The organism is Paenibacillus sp. FSL H8-0122, from assembly GCF_038005345.1.
Lineage (GTDB): Bacteria > Bacillota > Bacilli > Paenibacillales > Paenibacillaceae > Paenibacillus_AQ.
In genome coordinates, this window is the sequence record NZ_JBBOTB010000001.1 from 5,767,933 (window position 1) to 5,788,825 (window position 20,893).

The window sequence follows — 20,893 nt, forward strand, 5'->3', positions numbered from 1 at the left end:
GGTTGTATCAGTATAAACGATAGCATAATCCTTCGCTAGTTCAGTATTCTACTACACAATAACCATATCCAAATACCGCCGCAGCCCCGCCTCAGTACCAGGGTCCCTTAGCCACTCCCCCAGGCTCCAAGTCATATAACGCAGGCCGAGATACCGCGAAGCAGCTCTATAGCTCTGCCCGAACGTATCCGCAGGAAGCTCCCATCCCAGCGAAGCCAGCACTTCACGGTATTCTCCAGCCTGAGACCGGTCAACTCGCATCGGGATGTCCAGGAACAGGGAGCCGTACCGCGCTTCTTCCCAGTCAATGAACATAACGTCATCATTATTGTGTACCAGTACATTTCCGGGGTTCAGATCATTATGTATAAGCGTGTGAGTGGTCTCATCCTTCCAGACGGCTTCAAGCTCGTCCACGATTTTCCCCGATACGGCGTCGATCTCAGACATATACGTCCCGAAGGTCTCCACGAACCGTTCATTGTGCTTGGCCTCTTCCCATGCGGGTCCCCATACTCCATGAATTATAGTCTCTATATATGCACGGTTAACGCGGGGGAGCCAGGATAGCTCCTCATGCAATCCGCGATTACGGTTATGAATATAAGCCAGCGCCTGCATTTCCTTGTGCTGAAGCATCCCAATATCCAGATTCTGATAATTCGTCTTATAATCTACGTCCTGAATACATAGGAGCACCCGATGGTCCGAATCCAGTTTACCCGCTCTATTAAAAGGGACGTTAGCCCCCTGATCCAATAACCGGTGCATTACCCGCCGTTCAATTCCATTCGCCATTTTGGTAATCACAGAGCTATACTCTTGTCTGCCTTCAATCTCCACGAGAATCCTGTGCCGGAATAAATCCACCGCCTGATAGCCAGAGTGTAGCGGAGTGCTGTCGATATCAAGGACCTTTGCCTTATCAGACAGGAATTGCCGCACAGTCTGCTCAATGCACTCCATCCCCCCGCCAATCTCAAATCTCATGATTTCCCTCCGCCTCTCCCCGCTTGATCGCATACATCCGCTTGTCGGCTTGGCGCAAAAGAGCATCCGGAGCCGTTCCGTCCTGCGGATACAAGCTGATGCCGATGCTCATATCGATCTTCAGCTCTTCGCCTTCATAATCCAGCGTGGCCTGTGCAGCCGCCGCCAGCAGCCGGTGTTCCAGCTCTGCTGCGGTCAGCCCGCCCCGGGCCACGGGGCAGAACAGCACGAATTCGTCGCCGCCGAAGCGGGCCGCAAGCCCGTCCGGCTGGACCAGCTGATGGAGCATAGCCGCTACCTTGCATAACATCTGATCTCCGGCCTCATGCCCCCAGCGGTCGTTCACCTGCTTGAACCGGTCGAGATCCAGCAGCAGGATCGCCAGCTCCCCGCCGGTCTGCCCGGCTTCCGCAAGTGCCTCCTCCAGCTTATCGTAGAACTGCCTGCGGTTCGGCAGCCCGGTTAGCGGATCATGATAGGCCATGAAGGCAATTTGCCGCACATGCTGATTCCGCAGCCGGATATCGCGGATGAGCAGGACGGCATGAAGCTCATGGTCCACGGTCACATAGTCTCCGTTAATCATTACCTCGATCAGACTGTCCCCGTTATACAGCACCATTTCCAGCTCACCGATATCGTCCTGTGCCTTAAGCTTCGCTACGATCCCCGCACCGCCCAGATCAGCAAGGTTAGCCTTCCCCAGAGACAGACGGTCGAACATCTTACCGGCACTCGGATTCGCTTCCTTAATGCTGCCGGACAACGAGACGAGCAGCGCAGCCTGCGAATTGATCTGGAACATCTTCTTGTAGCGCTGTCCTGAATGATTAAGGAACTCATACCGTTGCATGGACAGCCGCAGCACGAAGCACCAGATCAGCCCTCCGTAGATATACGTATAAGGCGGAAGCACTTCATTGAAGCGGAAATAGCCGAACACCGCTACCCAGAGGAACGTCACCCAGGAGCCATACTCCAGCAGCCTGAAGATACCGTCATGCTCCTGATAGGCAGGATCTGCGGCACTCCACTTGCGCCTACTTCGCAGCATGACGATGGGGACTAAGCTAAGCAACAGGCTTGCCGTCAAGGTCCCGTAATAGGCTGTATTGGCCACCGGCCACTTCCACACCCCGGATACCGTGAACAGTTGGACGGAGGTATAGGAGCGTTGACCAATGAGTCCCGCCGGAATGGCCAGCGTTAATATGTGGAACAGATAGGGGTACCATGGCCGGGGCATCCGCTTATGTAAGCCGATTAACCGGGCAATCAGATGGAAGCCCAGCCCTGGAATAAGGATACCCGCATTGGCGAACCAGACCGCAGCCAGCAGCGGACTATATTCCATTGGCAGCATATACCGGAAGTACTCCTCCAGGAACATCAGGAAATAGCACAGAATTGTAGCGCTTACCAGACGATGTTCAATCTTCCGCGGGTTGCGCAGCAGCACATCCATTCCCATGTAGAAAAAGAAGAGCATCGGCAGCCAATAAAATACGACAGGTATCCATACATGGGTCGGGCTCATTTCTCTTCTCCTCTACAGTCTGTCACGGACATAGTTAATCTTAATTTTAATATATTACCGGGCGGAGACGCCGTCAATGAACAAGTTCTGCGGTATGGCTTAAGGCGTCGTATTGGCTGCGGAACAGCAGATCATACGCTTCATTCCGGTTACGCAGGTTAGCATGGGTATCGCAGGCTGCCACCTTCCCGGCTTGCACCGCCTTACATATATTAACAAGAAAAATTGTAGCACGGACGTTCGCATATAGGGAGTGACCAACCTCTCCATTCACCTGAAAACGGAAAGCAAGCTTTACATTTGGAACGTCATGCGATACACTATCCATGTAAAGTTAACTTTCCATGAAGAGAGTGATTCCATGAACAACCGTTTGGAAGAATTACGCAAGCAGCGCGGAATCAGGCAGGAGGAATTAGCAGCGGCGCTTGAGGTGTCCAGGCAGACGATAGGTTCACTGGAGAACGGCCGCTATAACCCGTCCATCCTGCTCGCGTTCAAGATTGCCCGTTATTTCGGACTCAGCATTGAGGAGATTTTTATTTATGAGGAGGAAGAGAATTGATGAAGAAATCCGTCTCGGCTTATCTTCTGGTTATTGCAGGTGTAGTCCTGCTGGCAGGCAGTCTGTACTTCATTAGAACAGTTCAAGAGCCTGAGGGGGTGCTGCGGACACTGCCCTTTATCTGTATCGGACTGGGCTCCGGCCTGTTCGGCAGCGGGATGGGGGAACTCATCGGACAGCGCGCATTGAAGAATAGCCCCGCCATCGCCAAGCAGATGGAGATCAACAAGAACGATGAGCGCAATATCGCCATTGCAACCCGGGCGAAGGCGAAGGCCTATGATATGATGGTTTTTGTATTCGGGGCTTTAATGCTCGCCTTTGCCTTGATGGAAACTGAACTCACCGTTGTGCTGTTACTGGTATTCGGCTACCTGTTCACGATTGGATACGGCATCTATTACCGGTTCAAGTATGATCGGGAGATGTGAGCGGCGACCGTTCTGACTGTCGTGATCCGCTCAAGCCAGCAAGGCCTGGGCCACCTGATCCAGAATGCAGTTGATGCCTGTAGGTCCATAACAGCCGATCCAGGTAGCAGCATCCACCGGGTATATAAGCTGCCGCTGATCTGCACCCAGCATGCCCCTCACACTGTGCTCTATCATCGATATTCCCTCTTGCATCTTCTCGTTGCTAAGCAGAAAGTAATAATTGGCTTGCACAGCCGGAAGTCTATCAACGGAAATATGATAGGCCGTGTCAGAGGCGGTGTCCGCCACAAATAACGGAGCAGGCAGACCAAGGTCCCGGTACAGCACAGCGCCTGTGCGGTGAGAAGCCGTATGTACCCGGACGATGGACTCCCGCGGACGGATCAGAGCCACACTCTTACCCGCGAGTACGGGAGCCAGCTCTGCGGACAGCAATGCCGTACGGCGCAGGTAATCGGCAATCATACGTTCCGCCTCCGCCTGCTTGCCTGTCAGCTCGCCGAACAGCCTCAGAATCGTCTGCCAGCTCTCATTGCGCTTGAACATGATCGTTGGCGCCACCTGGCTTAAGCGTTCGTAGTGTGGAGCATGCACCTCGGTGCAGATAATCAGATCCGGGCGCAGCCGTTCAACAGCCTGCAGGTCCGGGTACTCATAGGTGCCGAGCATTTCCGTTGCCACAAGTCTCTCCCGGAAATAAGCGGGGAAATTCAGCGCCCCGCTTCCGAAGCCTACGCTTCCTGCGGGAGATATCCCCAGCGCATGCAAATGGTCAGCATATTGGACGTCAAGCACGGCGATCCGCCGCGGAGCAGCGGTAACACGATATTCGCCCCGCAGATGGGAGATCCCCGGACCCTGTGCTGATCCGTGCGGGAAGGCCAAGCGTTCCGGCAATCCCGAAGGAACGGTAACCGTCCCCTGTTCTGAAGCGGCAGCACGCCTGTAGAGCAGCGGAGGAACTCCATAATGCTTCTTGAACGCCCTGCTGAAATAATACATGTCGCGGTAGCCTGTCCGCTCAGCGATCTCGCCGATGGAAGCATCCGTATAACGCAGCATCCGCTCTGCGCTCTCCATCCGCAGCCGGATTACGTATTCCATGGGCCCGAGCCGCTTCTCCTGCTTGAACCGCCGCTGGAGCTGCCGCACACCGCATCCGGCCAGCGCGGCCAGCTCTTTAAGCCCCAGCTCCTGACGATAATGCCCCTCGATATAGGCGGCAACAACCTCCACCATATCGGGCTCACCCCCGCCCTGACCGCGTTCATGCTCCATCATAAGCTCGTAGAGCATGCCTTGCAGCAGCGCATTGGCATGGAAGCGTTCCAGCCCTTCTCCCCGGCTCCATTTGGCGGCAATTCTCTCCGCCGCCATATGCAGCTCCGCCGGGGACCCGGAATGGTGAATGAACGAAGTGCGCAGCGGGTGATTGCGCTGCGGGAAGAGCACATGGGCGGCTCCCGCAACAGGAATGGCCTTGTAGCTAATCGCTGTATAATGAATGTTGTCTGTTCCCGCACTCAGAGTATAGGCTGATCCTTTGGCAGCATGACAAGCAAAAGAGGCCTGGACATGGCAGCCTTCACCATTCATCACAAGCCCTCCCTGCCCGCCGATGGCCAGCAGCAGCTGATTAGACCCCAGTCCCGTTTCGCTCAGCACACCGCCGGGCGGCACAGTACCGCTGCGCACATCAAGCGTCTTGACTGCTGTATCACTCCATAGACTTGCCTGTTCTTGTTGCGGCATTTCTCTCATCTCCTGACAACAGTATCCCTTGCTAAACGGATAGACCTGCTGTCATTTTAATTGAGATTCATTCTCATTGTCAATTTTCGGACACTTTCTGCAATATTCCCCGGACATCCGGTAGTAAAAGCAGCACGTGATACGCTTGCTCTTCGCAACCGGAGCCTCGTCATTCCCTTCTGTGAACCGGGTGAATGGATTGCGTCTTACGCCGAAGCATTGACCGGGAGCCGTCCGGGTCAGATACACAAAATCCTCTTGCATCCGCAGCCTTTCTTCATCGGATGAGTCTGCTCCAAGGGCATAGAGCGGGGCAATACGCACCATTATATTCTCCCATAGCACGGCCATGGAGACGGGTCCAATGGCGGAAAGCGTCTGCAGCAGCGGCGCAAGCCGTGCCGCAAAATTCTCCTCAATAACAGCTTCGCGCCACACGGCCCTATCCTCCGGTGGTGAGGCTGAGTGAAGCCCGTCCAGCGCCAGGAATGGGAATGTCGTCTCTTCTGCAGAAGCCGGATGATAGAGGAAGCTTCTGTCCAGCGGGAAGAAGACTTCACGATTATGAACGGTCATGGCGGTCAGTATCGGCGCGATCCACAGATAGCCGATCCGCTTGGCCAGCATGGAAGCCGCAACCTGCAGGTCCGGCGCACCGATATACTCCTTAAGCCAGCTAACATATTCGCGGCATACCGCTTCATCCTGCAGCTCACTCAGAGCGATGGTACGGACACTGCCCGCAGGCGGCTCCCCCAGCCTCATCCGGTAATCCTCCGCCAGTACCCTCCAGGGGGCCGACGACAGATAGCGGTCCATCTCAGTTAGCTCCAAGCAGCGCTTCCGAGGCCTGATCTACAATAATATTGATCGCAAGGGGACCATAGTAAGCGATCCAGAGCGTTGAATTCACATCATAAGCACGATTATTCTTGACGGCATCAAGGGATTTCCAGATCGGACTGCTGGCCAGAGCCTCTGCCTCTTTGGCGAACAGATCATCCGAGAGCAGGAAATAGTGATCTGCCCCGATGTCAGAGACAGTCTCCATCGATATTTCAACCGAGGTATCATCTTTGATCGCCTGAACGAACGCTGGAGCCTTTAATCCCAGATCCTCATACAGAATGCTTCCTGTCCGGTGCTCGGGACCATGTACGCGAATCCCTTCCGGTCTTGGACGAATCAGCGCCACCGTCTCGTCGCCCAGCTTCGCCGACAGCTGCTCACGCAGTCCGGTGATTTTGTCCTCATAGGCATTCTTCACCACTTCGGCCTCTGCCTGCTTACCTGTAATTGTACCGATGGTAGCCAGCGTATCCCGCCAATCCTCATAGAAGTCCAGGACGATAGTAGGCGCAATTTTACTTACGCTCTCATAAGCTTCTTCCTGAAAATCCGTCATCAAGATCAGATCCGGGTTCAGCGCCACAATGGCTTCCAGATTGGGCTCATCGCGTGTACCCAGGACCTTCACCCCGTCCATTTGAGCACTCAAATATTCCGGAAACTCGTCCTTGGTTCCGGCAACCACACTGCCTGCCGGCTTCTCTCCAAGCGCGATCAGCTGATCGGCGAATTTCACATCAAGCACAGCAATCACCTTCGGCTTCTCCGTAAGCGTATATTCGCCCTTGATATGTTTGAAGGTAACCGGGTAGGCTGCTGTAGCCTGTGCCTCCGGTGTTGCCTGCGTCTGTGCTTCAGGCGATGGAGACGGCTCTGCTGATGCAGACGGCTGTGCGGCTGTACCTGCATTCGTGCCTCCCCCAGAACCGCAAGCTGTAAGTACCAGTACCAGCGCCAGCATCCATACCATGAATAATCCTGATTGCCGGGCGGCGAATTTCTTCCTGCCGGCCCCTTGTTTCTGTGTTGCTCTGTTCACGCTGACTCCCCCTGTTATGTATTATGTGATAATGATTTTCATTATCATAATTGTTACAGCGAGTATAGCCGATCTGCCACCTCTGTTTCCATGTACTTTTGCGACATTGCAGCCGGATAAATGCGACATGGTGTTTAGCTATATAAATTGAACTAATGATTTTTTTGTTTTGGGATGGCCGTAACTCCAGAGAAGTTTTGGACTTCCGGCCGCTGTTGTGTTTGAATTTCTTGATTAAAACTGCTACGCACGGTGGAAATTCAAACACAAAGGCGGACGCTACCGCTCCTACAGTTCCAAAATTCCCCTCCGCCACTTTTCCCTTAACTTAAATTTTCAAGTTTAATCTATATAGCAGGTGATATAGAAGGAAACATTAGGAAATCACCCTACCGGGTGAAGGATGCTGATGCCTCCTTTCACCAGCCGCTTGTATAGAGAATTGCTGCACTTCTTGCAGGATTCCTCCTTACCTATTACTGGCTGAAGTACAATGTTGCATTATTTGCACAAATTTCGGTGTTTAGAGCAGATTAGCGCTGAATTTGTTGCATTTCTTGCAGGATTTCAGCATAGACCGCATCTATGGGGCAGTATTGTTGCACTTCCTGCAGGATTTCTCTATAAATGTTACTGGCTGTGGAGCATAGCGCGACGCTTCATCGCAGCAGCACCCAATGTATTCGGATTTCCGTATACATTGGGCAACTTACCTTCGTGGTAGCATATTGTGTTCGGTTTTTCATATACATTCAATCTGCTCCTCATTCAGATGTTTCAAAGACTACTTAGTTTCATAAACAGCAGCAAGCCCGCATCCTGTTGCCAGATGCGGGCTTGCTTTTATGAACAGTTGCTACCTATTAATGAAGTTAAGCCCAATATTGCCGGGCAATCTCTTGCCCCTGTCTGATCTTCGCCCATTGCTCCGCTTCCGTCAGCTCATTCCCCCCGTCGCAGGAGGCGAACCCGCATTGGTGGGAGAGCAGTAATCTCTCCTTGGGAATGATCGTGGACGCTTCATCCAGCATGCGGAGGACACGGGTCTCATCGTCAAGCGTACTGGTTTTGGAAGACAGCAAGCCAAGTACAATTTCCGTCTCCGGTCTATCCTTGAACACAGCAAGTGCCTCCAGCGAGCCCGCACGTTCGTCGTCCCACTCCAGGAAGAAGCGGTCGTACTTCAGCTGCTTCAGGAACAGGTTGGCAATCTTCACATAAGAGCCGCCGCCCATATTCCGGGAATCATAATTACCACGGCAGTTATGGGTCCACATGAGCAGCCCCAAGCTATGTCCGTAATCAATAATGGTGTTGTTGATATCGATGAATTCGGTAGCGAGACTCTGTACTTCCTCGTGGTTGATTGCCTCACCTGTAAATGGTGAATTCGGATTATCGTCCGCGAACAGCTCCCAGAGGCAGTCGTCGAATTGCAGGATTTTGCCGCCAGCGGCTGCGAATTCCCCTACGAAATCCTTATACGCCGTCACCAGACCGGCCTTCAGCTCATCACGGTTCTGGTACACTGCACCCTCGCCGCCAAGGTTATCCGACCAGGACAGCTCTCCGAAGATATGGGACGGTGAAGGCACGCACAGCTTCGTCTCCCGGTCTCCGGCATGAGCCTGAAGCTGGCGGTAGGCCTGAAGGAAGTGGTGGTTCTTGCCGCCGAGTTCGCCTGTGATGCGCAGACCGATGTCTTTTCGCGTCTCATATTTGGAAGTACCGTCAATATCTCTGAAGAAATACCCGTGAGGCGCGATATAGCGCTGAATCCCCTGGAGACCCCACGCGAAGTCCAGATGCCACATCGACTTGGAATACTCCCCGTCCGTCAGAATACTCAGCCCATTCTCGTTCGCCTGCTCGACTACCGACTGAATCGCCTTCGCCTCACACTGCTCATAGCCCTGGAAATCCTCGTAAAAAGGATACTGAATATCGTCCCGGTGTTCGATTTGCTGCTTATATTCTAATAGCTCCGCCGGACGCAGCAGGCTGCCTACGATCTGAAATCTATCACACATGATTAGCCCTCCTCTAGTTCCACTGTTCTGTCTTTGTGTATAAATTCTAGCATGGAGTGCGGCCTTAGGAGTAACACTTATAACTGATACCTGGCTATAGGGAGAAGTTATACGCTCTGTGCGCTGCCGTAATACAATCGTAAGGTTTCGCTTAGAGAATCGTAAGCTCTGCCGCTTATGCTGTTCCATGTAGACCACTAAAAAGATATGGAGCGTGATAAGCATGGGTAACAGCAAAGCAGGCAAACGGTTCATGATGGCGGCAGTATTGGTACTCTCTCTGGCGGTGTCCGGCATCGCCGGCGCGGCAGCAGGCATCAAGACGATGAAGAAAGACGGCATGGAGCTGATGAACCTACGACAGGCCGCCATGATGTACGGCTACAGCATTGAATGGAACAGCAAGGACCGCTCCGTATCGCTGATGTACATGGACAAGATGATGGACGATAACAAGATGATGGACGACGGCAAGATGATGGATGACGACAAGATGATGGACGACAGCAAGATGATGGATGACGGCAAGAAGATGGATGACGGCAAGATGATGGATGACAGTATGAAACCGATGGGCAAGATGATCAAGGTTATGATCGGGTCGAAAAAAATGATGGTCGACGGTAAAACGGTCAATCTGAGCATGGCTCCGGCCCTGTATGACGGCAGCACTTATGTGGCGGATACGGTAGTGACCATGTACATGAAGCCTGCCAAGGCCATGAAATAAGATGGGATGAGCGATGTCCTCACCCTGTGATATGATGGAATCAAATGGATTTTTCCGGATATGGGGTGGGTTAGGATGAATGAACGAGTGCTGGTCGCGGATGATGATCCGAATATTACCGATGTCTGCCGCAGGTATCTGGAACGGGAGGGGTATCTGGTCACCACCGCCAAGGACGGCTTGGAAGCGCTAGAGCTATGGCGCAGCCAGTCTCCAAGCCTGATTGTGCTCGACCTCATGATGCCGCATAAGAATGGCTGGGAGGTGTGCAGTGAGATCCGGCAGACCGAAGATCTCCCGATCATCATGCTGACGGCGCGCGGCGAGGAGCAGGACCGGCTGATGGGGCTGACGATGGGAGCGGATGATTATCTGACCAAGCCCTTCAGTCCAAGGGAGCTCGTACTGCGGGTGCAGGCGATTCTGCGCAGAATGAGATATGTCCAGGTATCGCCGGTTACCGCCGCTGAGCACACGATCAAATACGAAGGACTGACCATCGATGTCGGGAAGCGTACCGTGGAGATCAGCGGGCAGGCGATTGACTTGACGGTGACCGAATTCGAAATGCTCTATCTGCTGGCGAGCCATCCGGGGCAGGTATTCTCCCGGACGCAGATGCTGAGCAAGATCTGGGACTTCAGCTATGAAGGAGATACGACTACCGTTACCGTGCATATCCGAAGATTACGCGAGAAGATCGAACAGACGCCCTCCGACCCGAAATACATCAAGACGGTCTGGGGAATCGGCTATAAGTTTGCAGGTGATGGCATCTGATGAAGCTGCGTACCTATCTGCTATTGTCCAGTCTCACGGGGATCGGCGTATTGTTGATCTGTCTATTCGTCAGTTATTCCCGGATGCTGCTGACCATCGATCAGCTATATTATCTGTCTGGCATCACCGCCGGGATCGGCGTGTTCTCCTTCATCGTCCAGCATCTGCTGACACGGCCGGTGGAGAAGTCCATTGCCCGGATTACGGAGCAGACGGTACGGATTGCCGAGGGGGATTTCCACACCGAAGTCCCCACGATCGGCCCGCACGAGTTCAAGCTCCTGGCCCGGCAATTCAATGAGATGAGCAGTAAGCTAAAAGAGAGCTTCGACCATCTCCACCAGTCCGAGTCCGCCCGGCGGGAGCTGATCGCGAATGTCTCTCACGATCTGCGGACCCCTCTTGCCTCCATTCAGTCATTCGTGGAAGCGCTGGAGGATGATGTGATCAAGGACGAAGAGACCTTCCAGCGGTATCTGAATACGATCCGGCTGGAGACGAAGCGGCTGGCCGGGCTGATCCAGGACCTCTTTGAACTATCCAGTCTGGAGGCCAGCGGCGGAACCTTCGACCCGCAGCCCTGCCATGCAGATGAGCTGTTGATCAGCACGCTGGAGAGCTTCTCCTTCCATCTGGCGGAGAAGCGGCTGAAGGTCGAGATTGAGCTGCCGGATAAGCTGCCTGCGGCCCTGATGATGCCCACGCAGATCAAGCGGGTACTGTCCAATCTTGTGCAGAATGCCATTCAACATTCTCCTGAAGAAGGCCATATCGTGCTGTCCGCCGCCGAGGAAGGCCTCTTCCTGCGGATCGCCGTGAGCGATGAGGGGCAGGGAATCGAAGCGGCGGAGACCGCACGGATCTTCGAACGGTTCTACCGGATAGATAAATCACGCAATAAGAATAGCGGAGGCGCCGGACTGGGTCTTGCCATCGCCCAATCCATTGTGGAGCTGCATGGCGGCAAGATTGGTGTAGAGAGCACTAAGGGATCAGGAAGCTGCTTCTGGTTCACGGTTCCCATCTACACCAGCCGGTAAGCCTTAGCGCTAGAGAAGCAGTATTCATATAGGTGGTGACAGAGATGGCTGGTGATTTTGTATTCCTGTTCGGCGTCTTCGGCGCAGGGGTATTATCGTTTTTTGCACCCTGTATTCTGCCGCTGCTTCCGGTCTATGTCTCTTATCTGTCCGGAAGCCTGGCGGGCAATGTGAATAAGGGCGGAGTGGACACAGGCTCCTTGAGGTTCCGTTCGGTATTCATGCTGCGGACCCTAATCTTCGTGCTTGGACTGTCTGTGGTCTTCATCACCCTGGGCTTCGGCTCCGGTATTCTTGGCAATGTCATTTCAAGCTCCAGATTCATTGCCGTCTGCGGAGCGATTGTCATCTTATTCGGAATCTACCAGACCGGACTGATCAAGATCTCCTGGCTGGAACGGGAAAAAAAGCTGTCCAGTCCCCGCGCTGCACGCGGCGGCTATCTCGGGGCCTTCCTGCTCGGCCTGACGTTCAGCTTCGGGTGGACGCCGTGCATCGGCCCGGTACTCGCGGGCATTCTCAGTATCGCTGCCGGGGAAGGCTCCCCTGCTTACGGAGGATTCCTGATGCTGCTGTATACGCTGGGTCTGGCGATTCCTTTTCTCGTACTATCCGTCTTCTCGGAGGTTCTGGTGCAGCGGATTCGCCGCCTGTACCGGTTCATGGGAGGGATCAAGATCGCCTCCGGCTGTATGCTGATCGCCATGGGGCTGCTGCTAATGACAGACCAGCTGAATACGATTGTGAGCTGGATTCAATAACTGTGGAGGAATCTGGTATGAAAAAGATATGGAAGTGGATGGGATATATGCTGGTGATTGGCGGCCTGCTGTCGATCCTGGCTGCATGCGGTGCGAAGCCCGATACAGCATCCGGTAAGACGGACTCCCCGGCAGCCATGAACAAGGGGAAGCCAGCACCCGCACCCGCATTCGCATTAAATGATCTGAAGGGCGACCCTATGAAGCTGGAGGATCTGAAAGGCAAGAACGTGTATGTGAAATACTGGGCCTCCTGGTGCTCCATCTGTCTTGCCGGTCTGGAGGAACTGAATACGCTGGCCGGACAGGAGCAGGATTTCCAGGTGGTATCGATTGTAACTCCAGGCTACAAAGGCGAGAAATCCGCCAAGGAGTTTACGGAATGGTTCAACAAGCAGTCGTATGACAATCTGACCGTGCTGCTCGATGAAGATGGGACATGGGCCAAGGAGTTTCAGGTACGGGCGTATCCCAGTTCTTTTTATATCGATGAAGAAGGGTTGCTGGTGAAGTCCCTCCCGGGTCATGCCTCCAACGAGCAGATTCAGGACACCTTCGCGGGAATGAGCTCCGCCTCAGCCGCCGCCCCGGTTCCAGCGGTCAAGACCGCAACTATAGCGGACAAGGATCTGCGTGACCTGTATCTGGCGGGCGGCTGCTTCTGGGGTGTGGAAGCTTATATGGCCCGCATTCAGGGAGTTCAGGACGTCACCTCAGGCTACGCCAACGGGAAAGGCGAGAATCCGACCTACGAGGATGTCATTCGCGGGGACCGGGGGTTCGCCGAGACTGTTCATGTGAAGTATGATCCGAAGCAGGTCACCCTGAAGCAGCTCCTGGAGGCTTACTTCAAGGTCGTTGACCCGACCAGCCTGAACAAGCAAGGCAATGACCGGGGTGTTCAATACCGGACGGGAATCTACTATTCCTCCCCGGAGGATGCAGCTATCATTCAGCAGGCCGTAGCGCAGGAGCAGACCAAGTATGACCAGAAGATCGTAACGGAAGTCCTTCCTCTGGAGAACTACTATCTGGCGGAGGAATATCATCAGGATTATCTGGAGAAGAATCCGAACGGGTACTGCCACATCGACTTAAGCATCCTGGATGAGCAAGAGCCGGTTATCGATCCGGCCCAGTACCCGCGCCCTTCCGACGCAGAACTGAAGGAGCGGTTAACCTCCGACCAATATGCCGTAGCCGTCAATAATGACACCGAGCGTGCCTTCAGCAACGAATACTGGGATAACTACGAGGCCGGACTGTATGTCGATATCGCCACCGGCCAGCCGTTATTCTCCAGCAAGGATAAATACGATTCCGGCTGCGGCTGGCCCAGCTTCACGAAGCCCATCGCCCCGCAGGTCGTCACCTACGATACAGACACCAGCTTCGGCATGGAACGTACTGAGGTCCGCAGCCAGTCCGGCGACATCCACCTGGGCCATGTCTTCGACGACGGTCCCGCTGACCGCGGCGGCAAGCGCTACTGCATCAACAGCGCCTCCATCCGCTTCATCCCTCTGGACCAGATGGAGGGGGAGCATTACGGGTATTTGACGGGGCTGGTGCAGTAGATTAAGCGGAATGGTACCCGATGAAGGAGTTTCTCATACAACAAGAATCGCCCTCCACTGGCTCATAAGCTGAGCCGTGTGGAGGGCGATTGTGTTTCTTAAGATCATCATCCAGCCTGCCCCAAGTGAATAAGGGGACTTCCCGGGCAGCTGACATTGCCACGTGAATCTGCCGACTTAAAAATCCTGCCTATAATACAACATTCCTCTGTTTATTTCGGCTCAAATTCAAAAATGCTGCACAAAAGTAAACATTTACTCTTGTCCACGCGGATTAGCGGGACAAATGTTGCAATTTGTGCAACAAGCCTCACGAACACATGGCATCTTCGTATTCATGTTGCAATAATTACAACTTTCCACTGATGCAGCGTGTAGTTAATCAAGCAAAAGCGGCTATTGCTCCGAAAGCCGTGTTAGCCGCACGGCCCTCTACCCCCTCAATCCCATCGAAACAGCACCGTTAATGCCCGGCTTGTACACATCCGGCTGAATGCCGACCAGCACGGACAATACCGTCTCGTCGCCAAGCTCCACATCGTCAAGCGCAACCTCCAGGGTAGAAGGCCATGGCGAGGACTGCTTAGCCAGTAGTCTGCCATTGACATAGATTTCGGTATCCCCGCTAAGCGCGTGGAAATACAGATACGGACTACTGCTCTTCTCCCGTTCCGTAAGGGCGATGGAGCTGCGGTAAATGACATAGCCGTCCGCTCCCTGAAGCAGCTGCTGCGGCCCGAAGCTGACGTCCACCTTCTCCCAGGAATTCATGTCCGTAGGATGAATCTCCACATTGGGGTCCGGACGTTCCTGGGAGAGCTCCTGTGTCAGCAGCCAGTTGTTGATATAACGCTCATGAACGGACAATACATAAGGAGGCTCGTCAACCACTTCTACCGGGATGATATGCACCAGAGGCTGCAAGCCCTCCCCCTGAAGCGTCAGTTCAATAGCGGTATGCCCCGCATCGCTGCCGACAATCAGCTGGAGGCAGCCATTGAACAGGCAGCGCTCCATGAGATGATCCAGCTCGTGGGAGTTGGGATTGCCGTTGCCCGCCCCCAGGATAATGCCGCTTCCGGCCAGCGAGAAGGACACCCGCTGCCCCGCTGTTTCCACAAACCGCCCTTCGGCGTCGATGGCGTAGACATTGACAACTACCGCGTCCCGCCCGTCGCCAAGCAGAGCGGGCTTGCTCGTCTCCACCCGTAGCGCGCAAGCAGCCCCGGGCGTTATTTTCTCATCCACCGCTACCCGCTTGCCCTGACGATACCCCTCCAGCCTTAGCGTTCCCGGCTCATAAGGAATTTCCCATTGGCATTGCTCATAAATATCGACAGCCTGCCGGTACCGCAGCTCCCCGTTGACATACAGCTCCACTTCATCGCAGTTGGTATGCGTCATGACGGTCACGGGCTGCCCTTCCTTCCCCGGCCAGTTCCAGCCACCCGCGATATGCGCCACCGGCTCGTCCAGCCAGAAGGCCTGGTACAGATAATAGGAATCCTTCGGGAAACCGCAGGTATCCAGAATACCGAAATGGGTGCTGACGCTGGGCCATTCATAAGGCGTCGGCTCGCCGCGGTAATCGAAGCCCGTCCAGACAAAGGTGCCCATCATGTAGTCACGGGTATTAATGGCTTGCCACGACTCCCTTGCGGTGTTGCCCCAATTCGCCCGTTCCCGGTCGAAGCTGTCAAAAAACTGCAGCGCGGTATCACTGACGTAAGTCCCCCTTGTGGCAAAAGCACTGACCGTCTCGGACCCGATCATCGGCTGGCCGGGATGCTTCTCATGGAAGCGGTCATAGCCGCCATGCATATAGTTGAATCCGGCGATATCCATCACGTCGACCGTTCCGCCGTCTTCCATCACGCCGCCGTTCATGGCCCCCAGAACCGGACGGGTATCGTCCAGACGCAGGATTGCCTGCTTCATCCGCTTGAACATTTTGCGCCCGACCGGTGTACCCTGCAGCGGCTCTTCATTGAACAGGCTGTAGAACACAACAGACGGGTGATTGCGGTCGCGCGTCACCATATTCTCCACCTGGCGCAGCCCTTCCGGCGAGCTGTCAAAGTTGCGGTTCTCGTCCATCACCAGCATACCGAGACGGTCGCAGGCTTCCAGCAGCTCCGGCGCAGGATTGTGATGGGCGCAGCGGTAAGCGTTACTCCCCATTTCCTTCAGCCGCTGTATCCGGTATTCATGCAGCGAGTCCGGCAACGCAACCCCAACCCCGGCGTGGTCCTGATGGTTGCAGGTGCCTTTGATCTTGAGAGGGCGTTCATTGAGATAGAATCCGGTATCCGGGCAGATCCGAATGCTGCGGTAACCATAAGAAGTCGTGACCGTGTCCCGCTCTTCTCCGTCCACCAGCAGGGTAGAGCACAGCTTGTACAGGTGCGGAGCATCCACATCCCACAGCAGCGGCGAGCTAACAGGCAGCTCCTGCTTCAGAACGGCGGCTTCCCCTGCTTCCGCGCGGCCTGCGGTCCGTTCTTCCGCCACTAACGTCCCATCGGCATCCACCACACGGGACAGGAGTTCGTACTCCGCTGCCGTCTCCCGCTCATTCGTAATTCTCGTCTCCACGTTCGTCAGCCACTTGTTCCCGTCCTGCTTCACCGGATTGACCCAGATGCCGCGATCGGCGATGGACAGCGGGTCTTTCTTCGTAAGCCACACATGGCGGTAGATGCCCGCACCTTCATACCACCAGCCCTCGGATACCGAGGCGTCCACCTTCACAACCAGCAGATTAGGGCGGTCGCCATAAAAGACATGGTCCGTGATATCCACCACAAAGCTGGTATAGCCGCAGAAGTTCCGCCCCAGCACGCTGCCGTTCAAATAAATCGTTGCATAGGTGGCGATTCCGTCGAACTCCAGCAGCAATTGTCTGCCGTTGTCGGACGGCTCCAGCTTGAACTTCTTGCGGTACCAGCCAATACCGCGCGGCTTGTAGCCGAAGTCCGGCACCCCGCCCTCACGGTCGAACGGCTGGCGGTAAGACCAGTCATGCGGCAGCCCCACCGTCTCCCACTCATTATCGTTCCATTCAATGCTGGCTGCTCCCATGATGCCGCCTGCCTTGGCGTTGCCGTATACCGCTTTGTGGCTGTTCTCCACCGGGATAGCTACATCCCCGTGATGAAACAACCAATCCTTGTCCATGCTTAACCGTTCTCTCATATAGGTCAATACCTCTCTATCGTTGTAATACTTCTATTGTAGAAAAGCGGAACGAAAGACGTTAGTACAAAGGGAGGGATAAAACAGCACAAAATGAACATTAATGCATTTTCGATTGTTCTTTTGGACAGCAGCGTTCATAGTAGATCGTAAATACCCATACGGCGACCGGCTTCCCGGACCCGTAAAGACCTGCCGCAGAAGGTGATAACGCTATGATATCCAAACCAAGAAACAGCATTATGGTCAAAATGATTGTGTTCTATACCATTCCGTTTATTCTGCTCTCCGTCCTGCTCGTGTGGAACAGCACCCATACCACGCGCAACATTCAGGACAGCTTCATCACCAATATGTCCCATGCCTTTGACCAATCCTATCAGGATATGGAAGGCCGCATCCAGGTGGCAGCGGATTTGACCTCCATGGTCAACCGGAACAACAAAATGCTCGAGTTCATCAATGACCCCTATCTGGGGGATCAGTCGGAATTTCTGAAGGAATATCTGGACACCGTCACCCCCATTATTAAATATGCGACCGCTTTCTCGGAGAGTGACGATTATTCCATCCGTGTCTATATGGGGAATGACGCCATACCGGAGTCGTGGCCTTATTTCTTTCATCTGAGCAACTATTCTTCTCATCCGAAGCTACAGCAATTTGTGCAAAAGGATTCGGAGACCCGCCTGTGGCTGCTGCCGGATGACCGTGAGCTGGGCCCCGCCAGCTTACAAGATGAGCGCAGGAAATATACGCTGCTTACCAAGCTGTATTCGCCGGCCCGCGACATGCTGGGACTTGCCGTGGTTACGCTGGCCGAGGACAGCCTGTTCAGCATCGAGGAGGAGCCCGCTAATCTGTCGAACGCCCAATTCCTCTATTCCGGCGGCCATATTGGACTGTCCACCGCAGAGCTGGACGAAGCAGAGGAAGCCGCCGTCCTGCAGGAGCATATCGGCGATAAGCGAGCTTATTTTATCCAGGGAGAATATTTATATTTGCATCGTAACCTCGATTCCATCGGCCAGAGCCTAGTGTACAAGGTATCGCTGGAGCAGCTCAATGCCTCTGTCCGCAAAAATGTGTGGAATCAGATCCTGCTGATCGTGTTCAGTATTCTGCTGCTGATCATCACTTGTTATTTCATGTTCAAAATGATTTTTCTGCGGCTCAACAAAATTGTGTCGGTTATGCGCCAGGTCATTACCGGCAACACTTCGCTGCGCATTCCCGATAACAGGCCGGATGAGCTGGGACAGCTCGCGCATGATTTCAACGACCTCATCGAGCGCAATAACGAGCTGATCCACCGGGTAGTCATGAAGGAGCGGCTGCGGAAGGAAGCCCAGATCAAGGCGCTGCAATATCAGATCAACCCGCATTTCATCTACAATACACTCGATATCTTCCGGATGCAGTTGATTAAGGCCAAGATCTTCGACACGGCGGACCGGCTGGCGGATTTCGGGAAGATCCTGCGCTACAACCTGAGCGACAATACCCTGCATACGACGCTGAACGAGGAAATCGGCTTAATCCGCAAGTATGTCAGTCTGCAATCGCTGAGCAGCAGCAAGGCCATCAGGCTGGATATTGAGATCGATGAATCGTTAAAAGCATTTCCGGTGATCAAGTTCCTGCTCCAGCCGATCGTGGAGAACAGTATTAAATACGGACAGACCGCCCGGCGGGAGCTGCTGCATATCCAGGTGCGGGCCTACGCCGAACAGCAGCAGCTTATCATTGACATCACCGATAACGGGTGGGGCATGGAAGAAGAGCAGATTGCCGGCCTGAATGAACAGTTCCGCGCCCCGCTCCATTACGAGGACCCTGCGGCCGAGCCGCCCCGCCGCTCCATCGGCCTGCACAATATCAACTCCAGACTGCGCCTGTATTACGGCGACGCCTACCCCATTACCATGGAGGGCAAGAGCAATGACTATACGAAGGTTCAGATTAGAATTCCTTATGAATGAGAGGGCACAGGGATGTACAAGCTGTTGATCGTAGATGATGAGAAAATCGTGCGCGAGGGGCTTCAGGATATTATCGAGTACCTGAAGGTGCCTCATATCGGCCCGCTGCTGACCGCACGCGATGGCGCAGATGCGCTGGAGGTCATCGCGCGGGAAGAGCCGCCGATCGTGCTGACGGATCTCAATATGCCCGGCATGGGCGGGCTGGAGATGATCCGTACGCTTAAGGAACGGCACCAGCGCCATAAGATCATCGTCATCAGCGGATACGATGATTTCCATCTGGTGAAGGAGAGCTTCAAGCTGGGCGTGCGCGACTATCTGCTGAAGCCCGTCCATTCGGGCGACCTTGCCGAGGTGCTGAACAAGACGGTGCACGAGCTTCAGCAGGAGCAGCAGCAGGACCTTGAAGGCCATTCCGAGAACAAGCTGGCCCTGCTGGAGAAAGCCAGCCGCAGCATGAATCAGGTTCTGCACACTGCCCCGGATGACCATGACGCCATCCATGCCGTACTGGATGAGCTGGGCTGCCGCTTGCCTCATCCTGTCACTGCGGCGGCCATCGTCTCCGTAAACCAACCGGCTCCGCACGAGCCTTCCGCCAGCGGCAACTGGGAGCACCTTCTGCTGGCCGCCGATTGGGATCAGCCCCAGCTTACGCTGCTCCCCTTCTATAACCGCCATAATGACCTGGTCCTCTGGCTCAACTATAACGACCAGCTCTATGATGCTGGCGGTATACACAAGCTGCTCCAGCAATTCTTGGCGGATGGCTCCGCCGCGGTAGCTGTCGGTGCTGCGGTCTACTGCGCAGATGGTGCAGCTCAGGGAGCGACAGCCGGTGCTGCTGAGTCCGATTTCCTCACCAGCGGCTTGGCGTACGCGTATCAGAGTGCGCTTGATACCCTTCAGTACAAGCTGATCACCTCCCGCCAGAGCCTTATATTGTACGAGGACACACTGAACAAGGAAGACAATCGGATCAAGCCGGAGCATCTGAGAACGCTGGTGGAGCTGATCGATATGGGGCGCCGGGAGCAGGTGCTCCCGCTGATCCAGCATTATTTTAACGAAGAAGCCCTGAAGAGCAGCAGCATAAGCAGCATTCGCCACAATTACGATATCATTCTGCACACGATCGGCTGGATTCCCGGCCAGAAGCGCGACTTCTCTACCTTCGAACGAAGCGAGGCCCTGCGGCTGTACCTCAAGTCCTGCATCCTGCACATGATCGAAGCCCGCGCCAGCCTGGTGCACACCGGTGATGTAGTGGAGATTGCCAAGACCTATGTGCAGGAGCAGCTGCTGAACGGCATCAACATGGCTTTTATCGCCAATTATTGTAATATGAGCTATAACTATTTCAGTAAAATGTTCAAGGACAGCACCGGGGTCAACTTCCAGGATTATGTCACGATGAAGCGGATGGAATACGCCAGGCAGGCCCTCAGCGGACTCAATGTCAAAATCCATACAGTATCCGAGCAGCTCGGCTACAGCAACCCCAAGAACTTCTCCCGCGTCTTCAAAAGCTATTTCGGGGTCAGCCCGAAGGAATTCCAGAAGCAAGCCCGGTGAATTCAAGCTAAGCGGTGATTCTTCCGCCCCACTCTGCCTCATGACGGCAAGCTC

Annotated in this window: 17 protein-coding genes; 9 read left to right on the forward strand and 8 right to left on the reverse strand. The window is 54.4% G+C overall.

Going from position 1 to position 20,893, the window contains the following annotated elements; translation table 11 throughout:
- Positions 1 to 51 precede the first annotated feature (51 nt).
- The 3 genes from NSS64_RS24745 to NSS64_RS24755 form a co-directional block, all read right to left on the reverse strand.
- Positions 52 to 990 (reverse strand): phosphotransferase family protein, encoded by a 939-nt coding sequence (locus NSS64_RS24745; RefSeq protein ID WP_341141860.1) that lies wholly within the window; start codon positions 988 to 990, stop codon positions 52 to 54.
- Positions 980 to 2,527: a GGDEF domain-containing protein gene (locus NSS64_RS24750; protein WP_341141861.1), complete on the reverse strand. Its 1,548-nt coding sequence runs from the start codon at positions 2,525 to 2,527 to the stop codon at positions 980 to 982. The genes NSS64_RS24745 and NSS64_RS24750 overlap by 11 nt, the downstream gene beginning before the upstream one ends.
- Positions 2,528 to 2,600: 73 nt before the next feature.
- Positions 2,601 to 2,855 (reverse strand): hypothetical protein, encoded by a 255-nt coding sequence (locus tag NSS64_RS24755; protein ID WP_341141862.1) that lies wholly within the window; start codon positions 2,853 to 2,855, stop codon positions 2,601 to 2,603.
- Between the two features lie 33 nt (positions 2,856 to 2,888).
- On the opposite strand from NSS64_RS24755, the gene NSS64_RS24760 reads away from it, so the two are divergent.
- Both NSS64_RS24760 and NSS64_RS24765 read left to right on the forward strand, forming a co-directional pair.
- Positions 2,889 to 3,092 carry a helix-turn-helix transcriptional regulator gene (locus NSS64_RS24760; RefSeq protein WP_036730779.1) on the forward strand — a complete coding sequence of 68 codons (204 nt, stop codon included), beginning with the start codon at positions 2,889 to 2,891 and terminating at the stop codon, positions 3,090 to 3,092.
- Positions 3,092 to 3,523, forward strand: coding sequence for a hypothetical protein (locus NSS64_RS24765; protein WP_340944771.1), 432 nt, complete (start codon positions 3,092 to 3,094; stop codon positions 3,521 to 3,523). The genes NSS64_RS24760 and NSS64_RS24765 overlap by 1 nt, the downstream gene beginning before the upstream one ends.
- A gap of 30 nt (positions 3,524 to 3,553) precedes the next feature.
- On the opposite strand, the gene NSS64_RS24770 is transcribed toward NSS64_RS24765, so the two are convergent.
- From NSS64_RS24770 to NSS64_RS24785, 4 genes are all read right to left on the reverse strand, one after another.
- Positions 3,554 to 5,278, reverse strand: coding sequence for an AraC family transcriptional regulator (locus NSS64_RS24770; protein ID WP_341141863.1), 1,725 nt, complete (start codon positions 5,276 to 5,278; stop codon positions 3,554 to 3,556).
- 51 nt (positions 5,279 to 5,329) lie between these two features.
- The gene (locus NSS64_RS24775; protein WP_341141864.1) at positions 5,330 to 6,097 is read right to left on the reverse strand and encodes a (2Fe-2S)-binding protein; all 768 of its coding nucleotides are present in this window, start codon (positions 6,095 to 6,097) and stop codon (positions 5,330 to 5,332) included.
- Between the two features lies 1 nt (position 6,098).
- Positions 6,099 to 7,166 (reverse strand): ABC transporter substrate-binding protein, encoded by a 1,068-nt coding sequence (locus NSS64_RS24780; RefSeq protein ID WP_341141865.1) that lies wholly within the window; start codon positions 7,164 to 7,166, stop codon positions 6,099 to 6,101.
- A gap of 872 nt (positions 7,167 to 8,038) precedes the next feature.
- Complete coding sequence (locus tag NSS64_RS24785; protein ID WP_341141866.1) at positions 8,039 to 9,196, reverse strand: 5-methyltetrahydropteroyltriglutamate--homocysteine methyltransferase; 1,158 nt, start codon at positions 9,194 to 9,196, stop codon at positions 8,039 to 8,041.
- 223 nt (positions 9,197 to 9,419) lie between these two features.
- Here NSS64_RS24785 and NSS64_RS24790 point away from each other — a divergent pair, with 223 nt between their 5' ends.
- The 5 genes from NSS64_RS24790 (at position 9,420) to msrAB (ending at position 14,084) form a co-directional block, all read left to right on the forward strand.
- Positions 9,420 to 9,926 carry a stalk domain-containing protein gene (locus NSS64_RS24790; protein WP_341141867.1) on the forward strand — a complete coding sequence of 169 codons (507 nt, stop codon included), beginning with the start codon at positions 9,420 to 9,422 and terminating at the stop codon, positions 9,924 to 9,926.
- A 75-nt stretch (positions 9,927 to 10,001) separates the two neighbouring features.
- Positions 10,002 to 10,706: a response regulator transcription factor gene (locus NSS64_RS24795; RefSeq protein ID WP_209875352.1), complete on the forward strand. Its 705-nt coding sequence runs from the start codon at positions 10,002 to 10,004 to the stop codon at positions 10,704 to 10,706.
- Positions 10,706 to 11,746 (forward strand): sensor histidine kinase, encoded by a 1,041-nt coding sequence (locus NSS64_RS24800; protein ID WP_341141868.1) that lies wholly within the window; start codon positions 10,706 to 10,708, stop codon positions 11,744 to 11,746. Before NSS64_RS24795 ends, NSS64_RS24800 begins: the two co-directional genes overlap by 1 nt.
- 44 nt (positions 11,747 to 11,790) lie before the next feature.
- Positions 11,791 to 12,507, forward strand: a complete 717-nt coding sequence (locus tag NSS64_RS24805; protein WP_341141869.1) for a cytochrome c biogenesis CcdA family protein — start codon at positions 11,791 to 11,793, stop codon at positions 12,505 to 12,507.
- A gap of 17 nt (positions 12,508 to 12,524) precedes the next feature.
- Positions 12,525 to 14,084 carry a bifunctional peptide-methionine (S)-S-oxide reductase MsrA/peptide-methionine (R)-S-oxide reductase MsrB gene (msrAB, locus tag NSS64_RS24810; protein WP_341141870.1) on the forward strand — a complete coding sequence of 520 codons (1,560 nt, stop codon included), beginning with the start codon at positions 12,525 to 12,527 and terminating at the stop codon, positions 14,082 to 14,084.
- A 432-nt stretch (positions 14,085 to 14,516) separates the two neighbouring features.
- Here the strand turns inward: msrAB and galA are convergent, their stop codons facing one another.
- Positions 14,517 to 17,279, reverse strand: a complete 2,763-nt coding sequence (galA, locus tag NSS64_RS24815; protein ID WP_341141871.1) for a beta-galactosidase GalA — start codon at positions 17,277 to 17,279, stop codon at positions 14,517 to 14,519.
- 215 nt (positions 17,280 to 17,494) lie between these two features.
- Here galA and NSS64_RS24820 point away from each other — a divergent pair, with 215 nt between their 5' ends.
- Positions 17,495 to 19,261: a sensor histidine kinase gene (locus tag NSS64_RS24820; protein WP_341141872.1), complete on the forward strand. Its 1,767-nt coding sequence runs from the start codon at positions 17,495 to 17,497 to the stop codon at positions 19,259 to 19,261.
- 12 nt (positions 19,262 to 19,273) lie between these two features.
- Complete coding sequence (locus NSS64_RS24825; protein WP_341141873.1) at positions 19,274 to 20,839, forward strand: response regulator; 1,566 nt, start codon at positions 19,274 to 19,276, stop codon at positions 20,837 to 20,839.
- Positions 20,840 to 20,893 lie beyond the last annotated feature (54 nt).

Excerpts from the sequence above, each read along its gene's own strand:
- NSS64_RS24800 (WP_341141868.1), top strand. The coding sequence starts at position 10,706 with ATGAAGCTGCGTACCTATCTGCTATTGTCCAGTCTCACGGGGATCGGC.
- NSS64_RS24770 (WP_341141863.1), bottom strand. The coding sequence starts at position 5,278 with ATGCCGCAACAAGAACAGGCAAGTCTATGGAGTGATACAGCAGTCAAG.
- NSS64_RS24755 (WP_341141862.1), bottom strand. The coding sequence starts at position 2,855 with ATGGATAGTGTATCGCATGACGTTCCAAATGTAAAGCTTGCTTTCCGT.
- NSS64_RS24825 (WP_341141873.1), top strand. The coding sequence starts at position 19,274 with ATGTACAAGCTGTTGATCGTAGATGATGAGAAAATCGTGCGCGAGGGG.
- NSS64_RS24785 (WP_341141866.1), bottom strand. The coding sequence starts at position 9,196 with ATGTGTGATAGATTTCAGATCGTAGGCAGCCTGCTGCGTCCGGCGGAG.
- galA (WP_341141871.1), bottom strand. The coding sequence starts at position 17,279 with ATGAGAGAACGGTTAAGCATGGACAAGGATTGGTTGTTTCATCACGGG.
- NSS64_RS24775 (WP_341141864.1), bottom strand. The coding sequence starts at position 6,097 with ATGGACCGCTATCTGTCGTCGGCCCCCTGGAGGGTACTGGCGGAGGAT.
- msrAB (WP_341141870.1), top strand. The coding sequence starts at position 12,525 with ATGAAAAAGATATGGAAGTGGATGGGATATATGCTGGTGATTGGCGGC.
- NSS64_RS24745 (WP_341141860.1), bottom strand. The coding sequence starts at position 990 with ATGAGATTTGAGATTGGCGGGGGGATGGAGTGCATTGAGCAGACTGTG.
- NSS64_RS24750 (WP_341141861.1), bottom strand. The coding sequence starts at position 2,527 with ATGAGCCCGACCCATGTATGGATACCTGTCGTATTTTATTGGCTGCCG.
- NSS64_RS24820 (WP_341141872.1), top strand. The coding sequence starts at position 17,495 with ATGATATCCAAACCAAGAAACAGCATTATGGTCAAAATGATTGTGTTC.
- NSS64_RS24760 (WP_036730779.1), top strand. The coding sequence starts at position 2,889 with ATGAACAACCGTTTGGAAGAATTACGCAAGCAGCGCGGAATCAGGCAG.
- NSS64_RS24805 (WP_341141869.1), top strand. The coding sequence starts at position 11,791 with ATGGCTGGTGATTTTGTATTCCTGTTCGGCGTCTTCGGCGCAGGGGTA.
- NSS64_RS24765 (WP_340944771.1), top strand. The coding sequence starts at position 3,092 with ATGAAGAAATCCGTCTCGGCTTATCTTCTGGTTATTGCAGGTGTAGTC.
- NSS64_RS24795 (WP_209875352.1), top strand. The coding sequence starts at position 10,002 with ATGAATGAACGAGTGCTGGTCGCGGATGATGATCCGAATATTACCGAT.
- NSS64_RS24790 (WP_341141867.1), top strand. The coding sequence starts at position 9,420 with ATGGGTAACAGCAAAGCAGGCAAACGGTTCATGATGGCGGCAGTATTG.